Source organism: Cupriavidus sp. BIC8F (assembly GCF_032465815.1).
In the GTDB taxonomy this organism is placed as follows: Bacteria; Pseudomonadota; Gammaproteobacteria; order Burkholderiales; family Burkholderiaceae; genus Cupriavidus; species Cupriavidus necator.
On record NZ_CP136094.1, the window covers coordinates 1,778,314 to 1,794,119 of the forward strand.

At 66.3% G+C, this 15,806-nt stretch carries 14 protein-coding genes; 7 read left to right on the forward strand and 7 right to left on the reverse strand.

What is annotated here, in order from left to right; all coding sequences use genetic code 11:
- The first annotated feature begins 100 nt into the window (after positions 1-100).
- The 6 genes from RS901_RS08385 (at position 101) to RS901_RS08410 (ending at position 6,497) form a co-directional block, all read left to right on the forward strand.
- Positions 101-628, forward strand: a complete 528-nt coding sequence (locus tag RS901_RS08385; protein WP_316152823.1) for a type IV pilin protein — start codon at positions 101-103, stop codon at positions 626-628.
- 8 nt (positions 629-636) lie between these two features.
- Positions 637-1,131 carry a GspH/FimT family pseudopilin gene (locus RS901_RS08390; RefSeq protein WP_316152825.1) on the forward strand — a complete coding sequence of 165 codons (495 nt, stop codon included), beginning with the start codon at positions 637-639 and terminating at the stop codon, positions 1,129-1,131.
- The gene (gene pilV, locus RS901_RS08395; RefSeq protein WP_316152828.1) at positions 1,131-1,718 is read left to right on the forward strand and encodes a type IV pilus modification protein PilV; all 588 of its coding nucleotides are present in this window, start codon (positions 1,131-1,133) and stop codon (positions 1,716-1,718) included. The genes RS901_RS08390 and pilV overlap by 1 nt, the downstream gene beginning before the upstream one ends.
- Positions 1,719-1,725: 7 nt before the next feature.
- A complete protein-coding gene (locus tag RS901_RS08400; protein ID WP_316152830.1) occupies positions 1,726-2,781 on the forward strand; it encodes a PilW family protein in 1,056 nt (351 codons plus the stop codon).
- Between the two features lie 2 nt (positions 2,782-2,783).
- Positions 2,784-3,260 carry a pilus assembly PilX family protein gene (locus tag RS901_RS08405; RefSeq protein WP_316152832.1) on the forward strand — a complete coding sequence of 159 codons (477 nt, stop codon included), beginning with the start codon at positions 2,784-2,786 and terminating at the stop codon, positions 3,258-3,260.
- 66 nt (positions 3,261-3,326) lie between these two features.
- Positions 3,327-6,497 carry a pilus assembly protein gene (locus RS901_RS08410; RefSeq protein WP_316152834.1) on the forward strand — a complete coding sequence of 1,057 codons (3,171 nt, stop codon included), beginning with the start codon at positions 3,327-3,329 and terminating at the stop codon, positions 6,495-6,497.
- On the opposite strand, the gene RS901_RS08415 is transcribed toward RS901_RS08410, so the two are convergent.
- From RS901_RS08415 to RS901_RS08435, 5 genes are read right to left on the reverse strand one after another with little or no spacing between them, the layout of a single operon-like run.
- Complete coding sequence (locus RS901_RS08415) at positions 6,473-7,984, reverse strand: efflux transporter outer membrane subunit (RefSeq protein ID WP_316152835.1); 1,512 nt, start codon at positions 7,982-7,984, stop codon at positions 6,473-6,475. The two genes, RS901_RS08410 and RS901_RS08415, sit on opposite strands and share 25 nt — an antisense overlap.
- Positions 7,985-7,995: 11 nt before the next feature.
- The gene (locus tag RS901_RS08420; protein WP_316152837.1) at positions 7,996-9,159 is read right to left on the reverse strand and encodes an ABC transporter permease; all 1,164 of its coding nucleotides are present in this window, start codon (positions 9,157-9,159) and stop codon (positions 7,996-7,998) included.
- Positions 9,156-10,124 carry an ABC transporter ATP-binding protein gene (locus RS901_RS08425; RefSeq protein ID WP_316152839.1) on the reverse strand — a complete coding sequence of 323 codons (969 nt, stop codon included), beginning with the start codon at positions 10,122-10,124 and terminating at the stop codon, positions 9,156-9,158. Before RS901_RS08425 ends, RS901_RS08420 begins: the two co-directional genes overlap by 4 nt.
- The gene (locus RS901_RS08430) at positions 10,121-11,101 is read right to left on the reverse strand and encodes an HlyD family secretion protein (protein ID WP_316152840.1); all 981 of its coding nucleotides are present in this window, start codon (positions 11,099-11,101) and stop codon (positions 10,121-10,123) included. The genes RS901_RS08425 and RS901_RS08430 overlap by 4 nt, the downstream gene beginning before the upstream one ends.
- Positions 11,098-11,802, reverse strand: a complete 705-nt coding sequence (locus RS901_RS08435; protein ID WP_316152842.1) for a TetR/AcrR family transcriptional regulator — start codon at positions 11,800-11,802, stop codon at positions 11,098-11,100. Before RS901_RS08435 ends, RS901_RS08430 begins: the two co-directional genes overlap by 4 nt.
- A gap of 192 nt (positions 11,803-11,994) precedes the next feature.
- Between RS901_RS08435 and RS901_RS08440 the strand changes: the two genes are divergently transcribed.
- On the forward strand, positions 11,995-13,371 hold the full coding sequence (locus RS901_RS08440) for a carbohydrate porin (RefSeq protein ID WP_316152844.1): 1,377 nt from the start codon (positions 11,995-11,997) through the stop codon (positions 13,369-13,371).
- Between the two features lie 15 nt (positions 13,372-13,386).
- On the opposite strand, the gene queF is transcribed toward RS901_RS08440, so the two are convergent.
- Together queF and ilvA are read right to left on the reverse strand one after the other, a co-directional pair.
- On the reverse strand, positions 13,387-14,220 hold the full coding sequence (gene queF, locus RS901_RS08445; RefSeq protein WP_114131557.1) for an NADPH-dependent 7-cyano-7-deazaguanine reductase QueF: 834 nt from the start codon (positions 14,218-14,220) through the stop codon (positions 13,387-13,389).
- 17 nt (positions 14,221-14,237) lie between these two features.
- A complete protein-coding gene (ilvA, locus tag RS901_RS08450) occupies positions 14,238-15,776 on the reverse strand; it encodes a threonine ammonia-lyase, biosynthetic (protein ID WP_316152846.1) in 1,539 nt (512 codons plus the stop codon).
- Positions 15,777-15,806 lie beyond the last annotated feature (30 nt).

A 15,806-nucleotide genomic window follows, 5' to 3' on the forward strand; every position in this document is an offset into this window, starting at 1 on the left:
TCATATTTTCCTTACCCACTTGGCGGATCGTGACTTACACTCCGCGCCATAACCTCCGGAATTCGGTCAACCGGAACATAATTGGTATCGGAGCGCGAGCATGGGACATAGAAGCCCGGCAGTGCGACACGGCGGGAGGGTCAGCCCGTCGTTTCGGGTCATTGGGAAAGTTGGGGTAACCGGCAATCCATGCCGGGGCTGGCGCCTGCGCGGCGCCAGGGCAGCGCATGGCTTCACGCTGATCGAGGTGATGATCACCGTGGCGATCATTGCCATTCTGGCTACGATCGCCTACCCGTCCTACACGCAATACGTGGTCCGCAGCAACCGCTCCGCTGCGCAGAGTTTCATTCTCGGCGTGGCCAACCAGCAGGAGCAGTACAGCCTCGATGCGCGGCAGTACGCCACATCGATGGCCGGGCTCGGGGCCTCCGTGCCCGCCGAAGTCTCGCGCAACTACAACGTTACGCTTACCGCCGACAACACCACGGCACCGCCGTCCTACCTGGTCACGGCAACACCCACCGGCGGACAGTTGGTCAATGATGCGCAATGCCTCAACCTGACCGTCGACCAGACGGGAGCCAAAGGCATCAGTGGCCCCGGCCCGGTAACCAACTGCTGGTGAACGCGATCATGGGCGCTTCTAAGCGGTTCTCCACAACTAGCGTGCAGGGATTGCCGGCGCGCCGGATTCCTGGCTTCACGCTGATCGAACTGATGGCGACGGTGATGATCGCAGCCATCCTGCTGTCGGCCGGCACACCGTATTTCCGTGAGTTCGTCCTCGGACAACGGATACGGGCCGCTGCCTATGACCTGGCCTCAACCCTCTCCTACGCGCGCAGCGAGGCGGTGAAGCGCAATACCAGCGTCAGTATCGCGCCGGCGGCCGGCGGCTGGCAGAACGGCTGGACCGTGATGGCGGGCGTGGCCGTGCTGAGTCGGCATGAGGCGGTAACCGGGCTGACCGTGAGCGGCCCCGCCGGTGGCCTGGCCTACAACAGCAACGGGCGCCTGGCCGCCTTGGCTTCGACATTCGGCATTTCTGCGTCTGGCAGCACCGTAACGCCCCGCTGTGTCAGCGTTGACCTGAGCGGCATGCCGGCCAGCCAGACAGGAGCCTGCTGATGCGCAACAATCCGCGATTCCTGCGCCGCGCGCGCGGCTTCGGCTTGATGGAGGCGCTCGTCACGCTGATCATCCTGCTGATTGGCTTGTTGGGGCTGGTGAGCCTGATGCTGGCCAGCCAGCGGGCCGAGGCCGAGTCCTACCAGCGCGCGCAGGCGCTTATCCTGCTGCAGGACATGGTCGAACGCATCAATGCCAACCGCTCTGCAGCCGGCTGCTATGCCATCACGACCGATAGCGTCGGCGGCGTGCCTTACCTCGGCATCGGCGCTGGCGCGCTGCCGCTCTGCTCGCTCGGCACGGTGCAGGCCTATACCCTGGCGAACAGCGATCTTGCCGCATGGAGCAGCCTGCTTGCCGGTGCCAGCGAAATCAGCGGCACCGCCAATGTTGGCGCTATGGTCGGCGCACGGGGGTGTGTCAGCTTTAACCCGGTATCGAACGTCTATGTCGTGTCTGTGGCCTGGCAGGGCAAAAACAAGACCGCAGCACCGGTTGCAGGCCTCGCGTGCGGCAAGGGGCTGTACGGAGATGAAGCCCAGCGGCGCGTGGTGAGCGCCACGCTGCAGATCGCCAACCTCAACTGATTGCCCCGTGACGACTTCTGCTTCCCTGCGCCCATTGTCATCGATGCGCCGCCGCCAGGCGGGCATGTCGCTGGTGGAGTTGATGGTTGCCATCGCCATCGGCCTGTTCCTGCTGGCGGGGATCACGGTGCTGATCAGCCAGCAAAGCAGCGCGCGCGCGGAACTGGACAAGTCGGCCCGCCAGATCGAGAGTGGCCGATACGCCTTCACCTTGTTGCAGGACGAGATCGAGCATGCCGGATACTACGGCCAGTACGGCAGCGCCATGACAGCGCCGACCGCCTTGCCGAATCCGTGCGCCACGGACAAGGACAGTCTCGATAAGGCGCTGGGATTGCCTCTGCAAGGCTATGATGCCCCCGCGACCGTGCCGGCGCCGCTGTCTGGCTGCCTGGCCGATGCGGACCATGTGCCCGGAACCGATATCCTGGTAACCCGTCGACTGGATACCGGCGATATCCTGGCTACGCCCGCCAATGCCGTCCCCGGCCAGGCATACGTACAGACCACGCCGAGCAGCAAGGTCACTGGCATCGGTCCGGACGCGACGCCCGCCACGCCAGGCACCTACACGCTGCTGCAAAAAAATGGCACCACGCCGGCAGGATTGTGGCGCTATGTGCAGTCCATCTACTTCGTCAGCCCGTGCAACAAATACGCGGCAGGCGCCACCACCTGCACGGCCGCGGCCGACGGCGGCAAGCCGGTGCCGACGCTCAAGCGGCTGGACCTGAGTGCCGCGGGTGGCGTGCCGGTCTTTGTCATGACGCCGCTGGTCAATGGCATCCAGGATCTGCAACTCGATTATGGGATCGACGGGCTCAACACCGGATCGCCGGCCGTGCCGTTCGTCACCGCGCCGGGACTGGCCGACTGGCCCAATGTCATGGCGATGCAGGTCAGTCTGCTGGCGCGCAATACCGAGCCGTCTATGGGCCAGTCCGACAAGAAAACCTACAGCATGGGCATGGCTGGCACCGTGGGGCCGTTTTCGGATGGCTACAAACGCCACGTCTATACCGGGACCGTGCGCGTCATCAATCCCAGCAGCCGGAGAGAATGAAGATGAGGCGTCCCCCCAATTCCAACTGGCGCAAGAAGCACGCCGGCCTCAGCCTGGTAATGGGTCTGGTTATGCTGATCGTGCTGACCCTGCTGGTGGTTTCCGCGGTGCGCCTGGGCAACTCCAGCCTGCGCATCGTGGGCAACCAGCAAGCCAAGGCCGAGGCGACCGCCGCGGCCCAACAGGCCATCGAGAAAGTCGTCAGCTCGGCAGCCAGCTTCTACGCACCCGCTGCGCAGACCTTCGATATCGACGTCAACAACGACGGCGTGGCCGATTACACGGTCCAGGCGGCAGCACCCGCATGCCAGCAGATGGCGCCGGCCGACGGCTACAGCTATGACTTTGCGGGCTCCGCCCCGCAGGACACCTATTGGGACGTGACCGCCGTTGCCACGGACAAGCGGGGCAGCGGTGTCTCGGTCACCGTGCACCAGGGCGTCAGGGTACGGATGGATTCGACAGCCACCTGCACATAATGGCGGCAGAGCGTTGACCAGAACAAAAACGAACTTATCAGAATCGCCGGGGGTTACGTGATGTCAATGTTCCGAGTCTTGCGGGGCTTAGTGCTGGCCGCGCTGGTTATCACGCCGGTTGTCGGCCATTCCGACGACACGGACATCTTTGCCCCGTCGACGAGCACTTCCCAGGGGGCCCCCAACATCCTGTTTGTCCTGGACAACACGGCGAACTGGTCCAAGGCCTCTCAGAAGTGGGTCGGTTCGCCGACCCAGGGGCAAGCCGAGCTGCTGGCCATCAAGAATTTCGTCGGGAGTCTGAAGAAGCCGACTAACGTTGGCCTCATGATGCTGACGGTCAATGGCTCCAAGCGAGATGGGGGCTACGTACGGTTCGGCATCCGCGACATGATGAACACCGCAAACAACCAGGCCTTCCAGAATATGCTTGCGGGCGTTGCGAGCAACAATAACGACTACAACGTCAACTCGCCTGACGAGAAGATCGACCAAAGCTCGGGAAGCTACGCCAATGCCCTGTATGAGGCTTGGTTGTATCTGACCGGGGCGGACAACAGTTGGGCGGGGATGGATCCGCTAGCCGATTTCGCGGGCAACGCCGGTACCAATAAGGACAACCTGACAACGTCAGCGATCGGCAAGCTTTCCAGCGGGTTTGCCTATAAGGGATCGGCCAATGGCTCCGGCTACAACAGCCCCCTGGGAGGCGGCTGCGCACAGACCTATATCATCTTTATCGGCAACAACCGGCAAGGTGTGATGCCGCCGGTGCCGGCGATCACGGATCCTGCCGTGACCACGCTGCGCAAGTACAACGTCTCGACCTCGCCGGATATCCAGTCGGCCTGGGCGCATTTTCTCAAGACACGCCCGGATCTTGGCACCAACACGACGGCAGCCAAGAACGGATCGATCATGACGTTCACGATCGACGCCTACAACGCTCAGAGCAATCCGGACTTCACCACCATGATGAAAAACATGGCGAGGCAAGGCACGGAAACCAACAGCGGCTACTTCCAGGCAGGCAGCGACGTGGAGCTGGAGACGGCGCTGAACAAGATCCGTGACCGGATCCTGGACACCAACTCCGTGTTCGCGTCCGTATCGCTGCCGGTGTCGGTCAGCGTGCGGGGCACCTACCTGAACCAGGTCTATCTGGGCATGTTTCGTCCCGATGCCCTGTCCAAGCCGAACTGGGTCGGCAACCTGAAGCAGTACCAGCTGGGCGTGGATAAGTCGACTACGCCTCCTACCGTGTTCCTTGCCGATGCGCAGAATGCCGCAGTCGAGAACGCAAAGACCGGCTTCGTCAACCCCGATGTGACCAGTATCTGGACCACCGCCTCCAGTTTCTGGGACGCCACGAACTACCCGGGCTCGCAAGGGAGGGGCGGAGTGTCGGACGCGCCGGACGGCGATCTGGTCGAGAAAGGGGGGGCGGCGCAGTTCCTGCGCACAACGTTCAAATCAAGCCAGGCAAGCCGGCAGGTTTATACCTGTACCGGCACCACCTGCGTCGCTGGGTCCCAGCTGAAGAACACGCCGTTCAGTACGGCGAACAGCGATATCGTGGCGACAACCTTGGGATTGCAGAGCACCGCGAACAAGGAGCCCGTGATCAACTGGGTGCGTGGCGGCAATACCCTGGTCGATGACCCGGCCGTCGCCAACCCTTCGTCGGCGCCGACCTACAACATCCGCGGCTTCGTCCACGGCGATGTGCTGCATTCACGCCCGGCGGTGATCAACTACAGCCGGACTGCCGACGATGTGGTGGTGTTCTACGGGTCCAACGACGGCATGCTGCACGCCGTCAAGGGCGGCCCAGCCGGCAGCAACGAACTCTGGAGCTTCATCCCCTCCGAGCATTTTCCGAAGTTTGCCCGGATGTACAACCATGATCCGGCCATTTCCTCGACCTCGCCCAAGCCTTATTTTGTCGACGGCTCGGCAACGGTCTATACCTATTCCAGCAAGAACGATGGCATCATCGATGCATCACGTGGCGACAAGGCCTATCTGTTCCTGACCATGCGGCGCGGCGGGCGCTTCATCTACGCGCTTGACGTCAGCGATCCCAATACGCCAAAGCTGCTCTGGAAACACAGCAATGCGGACAGCGGCTTTGAGGAACTGGGCCAGACCTGGTCGGACCTGCGGGTGGGGAAGGTGCGCGCGTTCCCTGACGACCCGGTGCTGATCTTTGGCCTGGGCTATGATCCCGATGCCAACGACCCGGTGGTCCAGAAGCAAGCGACCATGGGGCGCGGCGTGATGGTCCTGGACGCTGCGAGGGGCATCGTCAGGTGGCAGGCCGGGCCGTCGGCGGTAACCGGTGACAAGGGCCTGAATGTGCCAGGCATGGCCTACGCCATGCCCGCCAACATGGCCATTATCGATTCCAACCGTGACGGGTATATCGACCGCATCTATGCGGCCGATACCGGTGCCAACATCTGGCGCATCAACATCAGCGACGCCGACCCCACGAAATGGAAAGCAGGCTTGCTGGCTGCGCTGGGCGGGACCGGCTCCGACGCGCGCAAATTCCTCTTCGCGCCCGATGTCGTGCCGCCCCCTGTCGGGACGAACCCGGCCTATGACACGCTGTTGATCGGTTCTGGCGATCGTGAGCATCCGTTCGATACCAGCATCCAGAACCGCTACTACATGATCAAGGACTACCACGAGCTCAATGCCATGCGGTCGACGCCGATCGTCGAGGGCGCGCCCGGCTCGGACACGGGGACCGATGGCAAGCTCTATGACGCCACTGCCAACCTGGTTCAGCAGGGCACGCCCGAGCAGATCACGCAAGCCAACGCCGCGCTGACCGCTGCAAGCGGGTGGTACATCATGCTGCAGCCCGGCGAGAAGGCCGTCAGCGGATCTACGACGCTGTCTGGCACCGTGATGTTCGGCACCAATACGCCCAAGGCGGCATCTTCCAATTCCTGCACGGGGGATCTTGGCATCGCACGCATTTACCAGCTGAACTACCTCAATGGCGCGGCCACAGCCAATCTCAACAGCAAGACCATCGGCCTGACCAGCGATGACCGCTTCCAGGAGCGCGCCGGCGGCGGGTATCCGCCCACGCCGGTGCCGGTGTCGGTGAGGATCGGCAACGATGACTACAACGTTGCCATCAGCGGCACGCAGGTGATCAGTCCCCCCGGACCCAAACTCGGCCGCCGTTACCGCATCTATTGGCGCAGGGGCATGGATTGACCGGTGGGAGCCTTGGCCGCCTGGCCTTCCTCTCCCCACCACCCACCCCCAAGCGCCTGCAGCAGCGCCGCCGAATCCGCCAGCCGGTCGGCGCGTGCCTGCGCCAGTTCCAGCGACGCCTGCCGTGATTGCCGTTCGGCATCCAGCACCGACAGCTGGCTGACGCCGCCGAGCCGGTACTGCTCCGACACTACCGCCAGCGTATCGCGCGCCTGCCGCGCGCTGTCGGCGCGTTCGCGCAGCGCGGCGGCATCGGCTTCGAGTGCGCGCAGTGAATCGGCCACGTTCTGCAGGCCCTGCAGCACGGCTTGCCGATACGCGGCCAGCGACTGCTCATAAGCCGCCTCCGCGGCACGCTTGCGCGCCTGCAGCTCGCCGCCGCGGAATACAGGCTGCACCAGCCCCGCGGCCAGGCTCCATACGTTCAGGCTGCTGAACAGGTCGCGCGCCGCGGTGGCCTGCGTGCCGCCGCTGGCGCTCAGCGTGATCTGCGGATAGAGATTGGCGGTGGCCACGCCGATATTGGCCGAGGCCTGGTGCAGCAGGGCCTCGGCCGCGCGGATATCGGGACGGCGGCGTGCCAGCGTGGCGGGCAGGCTGACCGGCAGCGTGTCGGGCAGCTGCAGTTCGTCGAGGCGGAATTCGGGCAGCGTGGCCGAAGCCGGGGTCTGCCCCGTGTACACCGCGAGCTGGTGCCGCGTGGCATCGAGCTGGCGTTGCAGGGCCGGCACCAGGGCCTGGGTTTGCGCGAGTTCGGCCCGCTGGCGCTGCACGTCGACACGGGCGACACCGCCCGCGCGCAGGCGCTCCTCGGTGATGCCAAGCTGGCGCTGCTGGGCCGCGGCGACAGCGGCTGTATCGGCCAGTTGCGCGCGCAGGCCGGCTTCGCGGATGGCCGCGGTGGCCACGTTGGCGGCCAGCGCCAGGCGCGCGGCTTCCAGTTCATAGCGCTGGTAATCCACCGCTGCCTGCAGTCCCTCCAGTTCGCGCCGCTGTCCGCCGAACAGGTCCAGCACGTACGACACCTGCACAGTGGCGCCGTACAGCGTGAATGGGCCCGGGCTGGGGATCGCGGTGATGCCCAGGGACTGGAAATCGACCTGCTGGCGCGTGGTGTTCAGCTTTGCGTCAACGGCGGGCCAGCGCGTGGCGCCGGTGCGCGCGGCCAGGTTCTCCTGCGCCTCGCGCAGCCGGGCGCGCGCCTGCGCGAGCGTGGGGCTGGCATCCAGCGCGCTGCGGATGGTGGCGTCAAGCGCCGGGCTGCGGAACAGCGCCCACCACTGCGCGGGCACATCGGCGCCGGCGGCCAGGGTTTGCGCGTGGGCTTGCCCGCCTGCGTCCGCGGCGTCGGCCGCGACGGTTGCCACCGGCTGCGGGCCCGGCACGTAGCCGGCGTCGTCCGGCGGCGCAGGCGCGCGGAAGTCGGGACCGACGGCGCAGCCGCACAACAGTGCCGCGGCGACAAAGACAGGCGTGAGTCGAGACATGGCGAACCCCTTCAATCCAGCGTGCGGCGGTAGAAGCGCACCGCGATCGCCATCACCACCACGATGAACAGCGCCATCGGCCACACATTGGGCCATAGCTCGACCCAGCCGTTGCCCTTGAGCAGGATGCCGCGCACCATGCGGTGGAAATACGTCATCGGCAGGATGTTGCCGATGGCCTGCGCCCAGCCCGGCATGCCGGCGAACGGGAACATGAAGCCGGACAGCAGGATGTTGGGCAGGAAATAGAAGAACGTCAGCTGCATCGCCTGCAACTGATTCTGCGCCAGCGACGACAGCGTGATGCCCACCGTCAGGTTGGCCGCGATAAACAGCAGCGCCGCCAGGTACACCGCTGACACCGAGCCGACGAACGGCACGCTGAAGATCCAGCGCGCGGCCAGCAGCACGATGGTCGACTGGATCAGGCCGATGAAGATATAGGGCACGATCTTGCCGGTCATCACCTCGAGCGGCCGCACCGGCGTGGCCAGCAGGTTCTCCATGGTGCCGCGCTCGCGTTCGCGCGTCATGGCCAGGCCGGTCATCATCACCATGGTCATCGTCAGGATCACGCCCATCAGGCCGGGAACGATGTTGTATTGCGTGATGCCTTCCGGGTTGTAGAGCCGCTGCACCTGCACGTCGAAGGGCGGCTTGCCGCCGGCAAGCGGCGCCAGTGGTCCCTTCAGGTCATGCGTGGCCACGCTGTAGGGCAGCTGCGGCAGCGCGGCGATGGCCTGGCCGGTGGCCGAAGGATCGGTGGCATCGGCCTCGACCAGCAGGGCGGGCCGTTCGCCGCGCAGCAGCCGGCGCGTGAAGTCGGGCGGGATGGTCAGCACGAACTGCACCTCGCCTTTCATCAGCGCCTCGCGCCCGGCCTGCTCGTCGGGCAGCGTGCCGACCAGCTTGAAGTAGGTCGATTGCTCCATGCTGGCGATAAAGGAGCGCGTGAATTCGCTCTGGTCGGCGGCAATCACGGCAGTCGGCAGGTGGCGCGGATCGGTGTTGATGGCAAAGCCGAACAGCAGCAGTTGCATGATCGGCAGCCCGATGATCATGGCGAAGGTGACGCGGTCGCGCCGCAGCTGCAGGAACTCCTTGAGCACGATGCTCCACCAGCGCTGCAGCGAGAAGCGCTGTTGCGCGGCCGGCGTGCGGGCGGCGGCTGTCATGACGCCTCCCTGGCCTTGCGGGCCCCCATATTGTCCTCGGCCCCGCTCATCATGTGGATGAACACGTCTTCCAGGCTGGTCTGGGTCTGCTCGGCGCGCCGGCCCGGTCCGGCCAGCCGCGCGAGCGTATCGGCCAGCGCCCGCGCATCGCGCCCGGTCACATGCAGCGCGGTGCCGAAGGCCACGGTCTGCTCCACGCCCGGCGCACCCTGCAGTTGCTCCGACAGCGCGGCGAGATCGTCGCCTTCCACGCTCCAGGTCGACAGATTCTGGCTGGCCACCACTTCCTCGGCGGTGCCCTGCGCCAGCAGCTTGCCGTAGGCGATATAGGCCAGCTTGTGGCAGCGCTCGGCCTCGTCCATGTAGTGCGTGCTGACCAGCACCGAGATGCCGCGCGCGGCCAGCTGGTGCAGCTGCTCCCAGAAGTCGCGCCGGGCCTTGGGGTCCACGCCCGCGGTGGGTTCGTCGAGCAGCAGCAGCTCGGGCTCGTGCAGCAGGCATGCCGCGAGCGCCAGCCGCTGCTTCCAGCCGCCCGACAGCGCGCCGGCCAGCTGCGCCGAGCGCGTGGCCAGGCCCAGGTCTTCCAGCGCGCGGTCGACCGCCTCGCGCCGGTTCGGCATGCCGTAGACGCGCGCGACAAAGTCCAGGTTCTCGCGGATCGACAGGTCGTCCCAGTAAGAGAACTTCTGCGTCATATAGCCGACGCGGCGCTTGATCTCGTCGGACTCGCTCCGGATGTCGTAGCCCAGGCAGGTGCCCGCGCCGGAATCGGGCGTCAGCAGCCCGCACATCATGCGGATCGAGGTGGTCTTGCCGCTGCCGTTGGGGCCGAGGAAGCCGAAGATCTCGCCGCGCGCGACCTGCATGCTCAGATCGTTGACCACGTGCTTGTCGCCGAAGTGCTTGTTCAGGCCGCGCACGTCGATGGCGAGTCCGGCCGCGCCGCCGTTCGCTCGGCTGTTCATGGCCGCACCACTTCGACGGGCTGGCCCGGCCGCAGCTTGGGCGCATCGGCCGCCGCCGGGCGCGCTTCGACCAGGAACACCAGCTTGCGCCGCGTCTCGTTGCTGTAGATCACCGGCGGCGTGTATTCGGCCTCGTTGGCGACGTAGCTGATGGTGGCCGCCACCGGCGCGGCGCAGCCGTCGCAGCGCACCTGCAACGCCTGGCCGTTGCGCAGCGCGCCCACCACCGTCTCCGGCACATAGAAGCGCACCTTGACGTTGCCCGGCGGCAGCATGCGCACCACGGGGCTGCCCGCCGGCACCCACTCGCCGAGGCGGTAGGGCGTGTCGTAGACCAGCCCCGCCTGGGTCGTGGCCACGGTCTTGCGCGACAGCTTCCACTCGGCCTGCGCCAGCGCCGCGCGCGCGGCGGCCACTTGCGCGGCCTGCGCGGCTTGCTGCGCATCGCGGCCCGGCAGCCGGGCCACGTCGATATCGCGCTGCAGTTCGCGCACGCGCGCGGCGTCGCTGCTGGCTTGCGCGCGCGATTCGTCCAGCTGCGCCTGCGCGATGCCGCCGATCTCATACTGGCGCTGGTCGCGCCGCAAGGCCGCGGCACTGCGCTGCGCCTGGGCCTGTGCCTGCGCCAGCTGGGCGCGGCTGACCTCGACTTCGACCGGGCGCTTGCCGGTCTTCATGTCTTGCAGCTGTGCCTCGGCTGCGCGCAGCTGGTCTTCGGCCTGCTGGCGCGCGGCGCGCTCGTCGTCGGATTCGAGTGCAAACAGCGCGGCGCCCTGGCCGACCTGCTGGCCGCGCTGCACCGACAGCGTGTCGAGACGTCCGGCGAAGGGCGAGGCCACGCTGACGAATTCGCCTTCGACATAGCCTTGCCAGGTGTCGGCGCGTTCACGGCTGCAAGCGGCGACCAGCAGCACCGCCGCGAGCGTGGCAAGCACCGCTGCCGGCAGTTGCGGGCGGGTGGGGTGGGCGTGGTTCATGATGACTCCGGAGAAAGCCTGGACTTGCCAGCGTCGGGCGCCGGTGCCAGCCCGTGCATCAGCAGCGCGGATACGTGGCGCACCAGGGTGTCGGTATCGACCGCTTCGCCGCCGGGCAGCCGGCGCCAGATATGGGTGGTGGCCAGCGGCAGCAGCGCCAGGCCGACCAGCGACGGCATCACCAATGCCGGCTCCAGGCCGCTATTGAGCTGCCCGCGCGCGATCGCGGCCGCCAGCGGCCCGCTCAGTGCGCCGGCGCGCTGCAGCGCGAAGCGGTCCAGCACGCGCTCGCGCAGGGCGCCGTCGGCGCTGGCGACCTCGCGGATCCACAGCCCGGGAAACCAGGGCGTGGCGGCCGCGGTGCGGATCAGCCGGCCGGCAATGCCGATCAGCATGGCCATCGGCTCGGCATCCGCGGCGGCGGCAAAGACGCTGGCCACCAGCGGCTGCAGCTTTTCCTCGACCACGGCGTCCAGCAGCAATTCGCGGTCGCTGAAGTAGTAATGGACCAGCGCCGGCGTCACGCCGGCCTGGGTGGCAATCGCCTTGACCGGGGTGCCAGCCACGCCCTGGCGCGAGAACATGTCGGTGGCCGCATCGAGGATGCGTTCGCGCTGGCCGGGCTGGCCGGCCTCAGGCCGACCAGGGCGCCCGGGGCTGCGGCGCGGTGAAGGTTTGGGCTGGGCGGGTTGGCGCGGCATGTGACGACGCGATGCGGAACGGGTTGCTTCAATATTAATTTTTGAGTTAATTAATTCAAGCCCGGTTACAACGTCGGCGCCAGGGCACACGAGCCGGCGCGACACGCGCGGTGGACATGTCATGTGGGCTTGGCTATGCTGCGGGCGCCGAAGCGCGCCGTTGCCGGCACATCCTTACTCCACCTATTTCCGATGCTGTTTTCGCCACTTTCCGCCGCGCCACGGCGCGGCCCGTTCCGTTTCCGCCGAGCGCTGGCCGCGCTGGCCTGCTGCGCATGCCTGCCCGCGCTGGCGCAGCAGGCGGAGCCGGAACAGGCGGCCGCCGCGGCTGAAAGCCCGTTTGGCTTTCACGGCCAGTCGACCTATGTGTGGCAGCGCAAGCCCGCCTTCGGCGCCGCATACTCGGGCCCGAACAGCCTCAGCACGGAAAAGGCGAAGAGCTACTCGTTCACCGCGACGCTCGACCTCGGCTTGCGGCTGTGGCAGGGCGCCGAGTTCCATTTCAACCCAGAGGTCGCGCAAGGCGTGCCGTTCTCAGGCCTGCACGGCGTCGGTGGCTTGTCGAACGGCGAACTGGCCAAGGGCGCGAGCACCAACCCAGTGTTCTACCGCGCGCGCGCCTTTATCCGCCAGACCTGGGGGCTGGGCGGCGGCACCGAAACGCTCGAGGGCGATTTCAACCAGTTGGCCCGCACGGTGGACCAGCGCCGCGTGGTGCTGACGGCGGGCAACTTCGGCGTGCTCGACGTCTTCGACCAGAACGAGTTCGGCTCCGACCCGCGCACGCAGTTCATGAACTGGTCTTTCCTCACGCATGGTGCCTTCGACTATGCGGCGGATTCGCGCGGCTACACCTGGGGCCTGTCGCTGGAGTACATCGGCGACGGCTGGTCGGCGCGCATCGGGCGCTTCCTGCAGCCGCTGGAATCCAACGGGCTGCAGCTCGACACCCGCATGTTCGAGCACTACGGCGACATCATCGAAGTGGAGAAGCGCTACCAGCTGGCCGGCCGGCCCGGCACCGCCCGGCTGCTGTGGTTCCGCAACAAGGCGCGCATGGGCGCGTTCAGCGACGCCATCGGCTTTGGCATGGCCAACAACACCACGCCGGACGTCGCCGACGTGCGGCGCGAGCACGCCAAGAGCGGCGTGGGCGTGACACTGGTGCAGCAGGTCACCGATTCACTGGGGATGTTCGCGCGCGCCAGCCTGTCCGACGACAAGACCGAGACCTACGCCTTCACGGAGATCGGCCGCCAGGTGTCGGCGGGCGGCGTGCTGAAGGGCGATGCGTGGGGACGGGCTCGCGATGCGCTGGGCGTGGCGGTGGCGATCAACATGCTGGGCCCGAACCACCGCAACTACCTGGCCGCGGGCGGGCAGGGCGCGTTCCTGGGCGACGGCGCGCTGCGCTACGGGCCCGAGCAGATCCTGGAGATCTACTACAGCTTCCAGCCGGTGAAGTACCTGAGCATCAGCCCGGACTTCCAATACGTGCGCAACCCTGGGTACAACCGCGACCGCGGGCCGGTGAAATTCTACGGGGTGCGGTTTCACGGGGAGTTCTGATCCTCCCCGCCTGCCTCACTGCCGCGCGTTGCGCTTGTTATCCGGCCAAGCCGTATTGAAGTTGGTGCGGAACGGATTGATATCGAGCCCGCCGCGGCGCGTGTAGCGCGCATACACCGCCAGCTTGACCGGCTTGCACTCGCGCATCACGTCCATGAAGATCCGCTCCACGCACTGTTCGTGGAACTCGTTGTGGTTGCGGAACGAGATCAGGTACTTTAGCAGCCCTTCCTGGTTGATCGGCGCACCCACGTAGCGGATCTGCACGCTGCCCCAGTCCGGCTGGCCGGTGACCAGGCAGTTGGACTTGAGCAGGTGCGACACCAGCGTTTCTTCCACCGGGGTTTCTTCCTGGTCCGCGCTGAGCAGCTCCGGCGCGGGCTCATAGCGGTCCACCTCGATATCGAGCCGGTCCAGCAGCAGGCCGTCGAGCTCACCCATCTTCTGCTTGCCCAGGTCTGCTTCAGTTACCAGCCGCACCTGCACGGTGCCGCCGGTGGCTTCGGACAGGTCGTGGTGCAGCAGCTGCTGCAGCGCCTCGGGGGAAGCAATCCTGGTCTGGTTGAACGAGTTCAGGTACAGCTTGAACGACTTGGACTCGATGATATTGGGCGTGTCCGACGGGATGATGAAGCTGGCCAGCGCCACCTGCGGCTTGCCCTTCAGGTTCAGCCACGACAGCTCGTACGCGTTCCAGATATCGACGCCGAAGAACGGCACCGGCTTGCCTTCGGGCAGGCCGATCTCGGTGCGCTTGGGCTGGCGCGGGATCGGGAACAGCAGCGAGGCGTCGTATTCGGTCTTGTAGGCCGAGGGCTTGCCCAGCGGCGAGTGTTCAGGGAGGCTCATGGGGCGCTCAGCAGGTGTCAGGACAGGAACAGCTTGTACACCGGGTTGTCGGTCTCGTCCCAGTGTACGTAACCCAGCGTTGAAAGGAAGGCGCGGAAGGCGCGCTTCTCGTTCTTCGGCACCTGGATGCCGACCAGGATGTTGGAGGTATCCGCACCCTGGTTGCGGTAGTGGAACAGGCTGATATTCCAGTTCGGGCTCATGCTGGACAGGAACCGCATCAGCGCGCCTGGCCGCTCCGGGAACTCGAAGCGGAACAGCAGTTCGTCATGCGCCAGCGCCGAGCGGCCGCCCACCATGTAGCGGATATGCTGCTTGGCCAGCTCGTCGTTGGATAGGTCCAGCGTGTCGAAGCCGTGCTTGCGGAAGCTGGCGGCGATCTTGTCGTTCTCGGCGCGGCTGGCGATCTGCACGCCGACGAAGATATGCGCCATGCTGGTATCGGCGATGCGGTAGTTGAACTCGGTCACGCTGCGCGTGCCCACCAGCTCGCAGAAGCGCTTGAAGCTGCCGCGCTCTTCCGGGATGGTCACGGCGAACACGGCTTCGCGCGCCTCGCCCACCTCGGCGCGCTCGGCGACAAAGCGCAGGCGGTCGAAGTTCATGTTGGCGCCGCAGGCGATTGCCACCAGGTGCTGGCCCTTGAGCTTCTCGCGCTCGGCATAGGCCTTCAGGCCCGCCACGGCCAGCGCGCCGGCCGGCTCCAGGATGCTGCGGGTGTCCTGGAACACGTCCTTCAGGCCGGCGCAGATGGCGTCGGTATCCACCAGGATGATGTCGTCGACCAGCTCGCGCGTGATGCGGAAAGTCTCCTTGCCGACCAGCTTGACCGCGGTGCCGTCCGAGAACAGCCCAACTTCCTTCAGCTCGACGCGCTTGCCGGCGTCGACCGAGCGCTTCATCGCGTCAGAGTCCACCGTCTGCACGCCGATCACCTTGATCTCGGGGCGCACCGCCTTGATGTACGAGGCGATGCCAGAGATCAGCCCGCCGCCGCCGATGGCAACGAACACGGCATGGATCGGGCCCGGGTGCTGGCGCAGGATCTCCATGGCGATGGTGCCCTGGCCGGCGATGACCTCGGGATCGTCGAACGGGTGGATGAAGGTCAGCTTGTGCTTCTTCTCCAGCTCCGCGGCGTGGTTGTAGGCGTCGCTGTAGGACTCGCCGTGCAGCACGATTTCCACCCACTGGCCGCCGCGTTCGCGCACGGCGTCGATCTTCACCTGCGGCGTGGTGACCGGCATGGCGATGATGGCCTTGCACTGCAGGCGCGCCGCGGACAGCGCCACGCCCTGCGCGTGGTTGCCGGCCGAGGCGGCGATCACGCCGCGCTTGAGTTCTTCCGGCGTCAGCGAGGCCATCTTGTTGTATGCGCCGCGCAGCTTGAAGGAGAAGACTGGCTGGGTGTCCTCGCGCTTGAACCAGACCGCATTGCCGGTGCGCGCCGACAATTGATGCGCGTAGGTCAGTTCGGTCTCCTGCGCCACGTCGTAGACCTTGGCGGTCAGGATCTTCTTCAGGTAGTCGGGTCGGGCGGCGGACATGCGGGTCATGGTCTCAGGGCGGGCCGTGGGGCGGCGCAA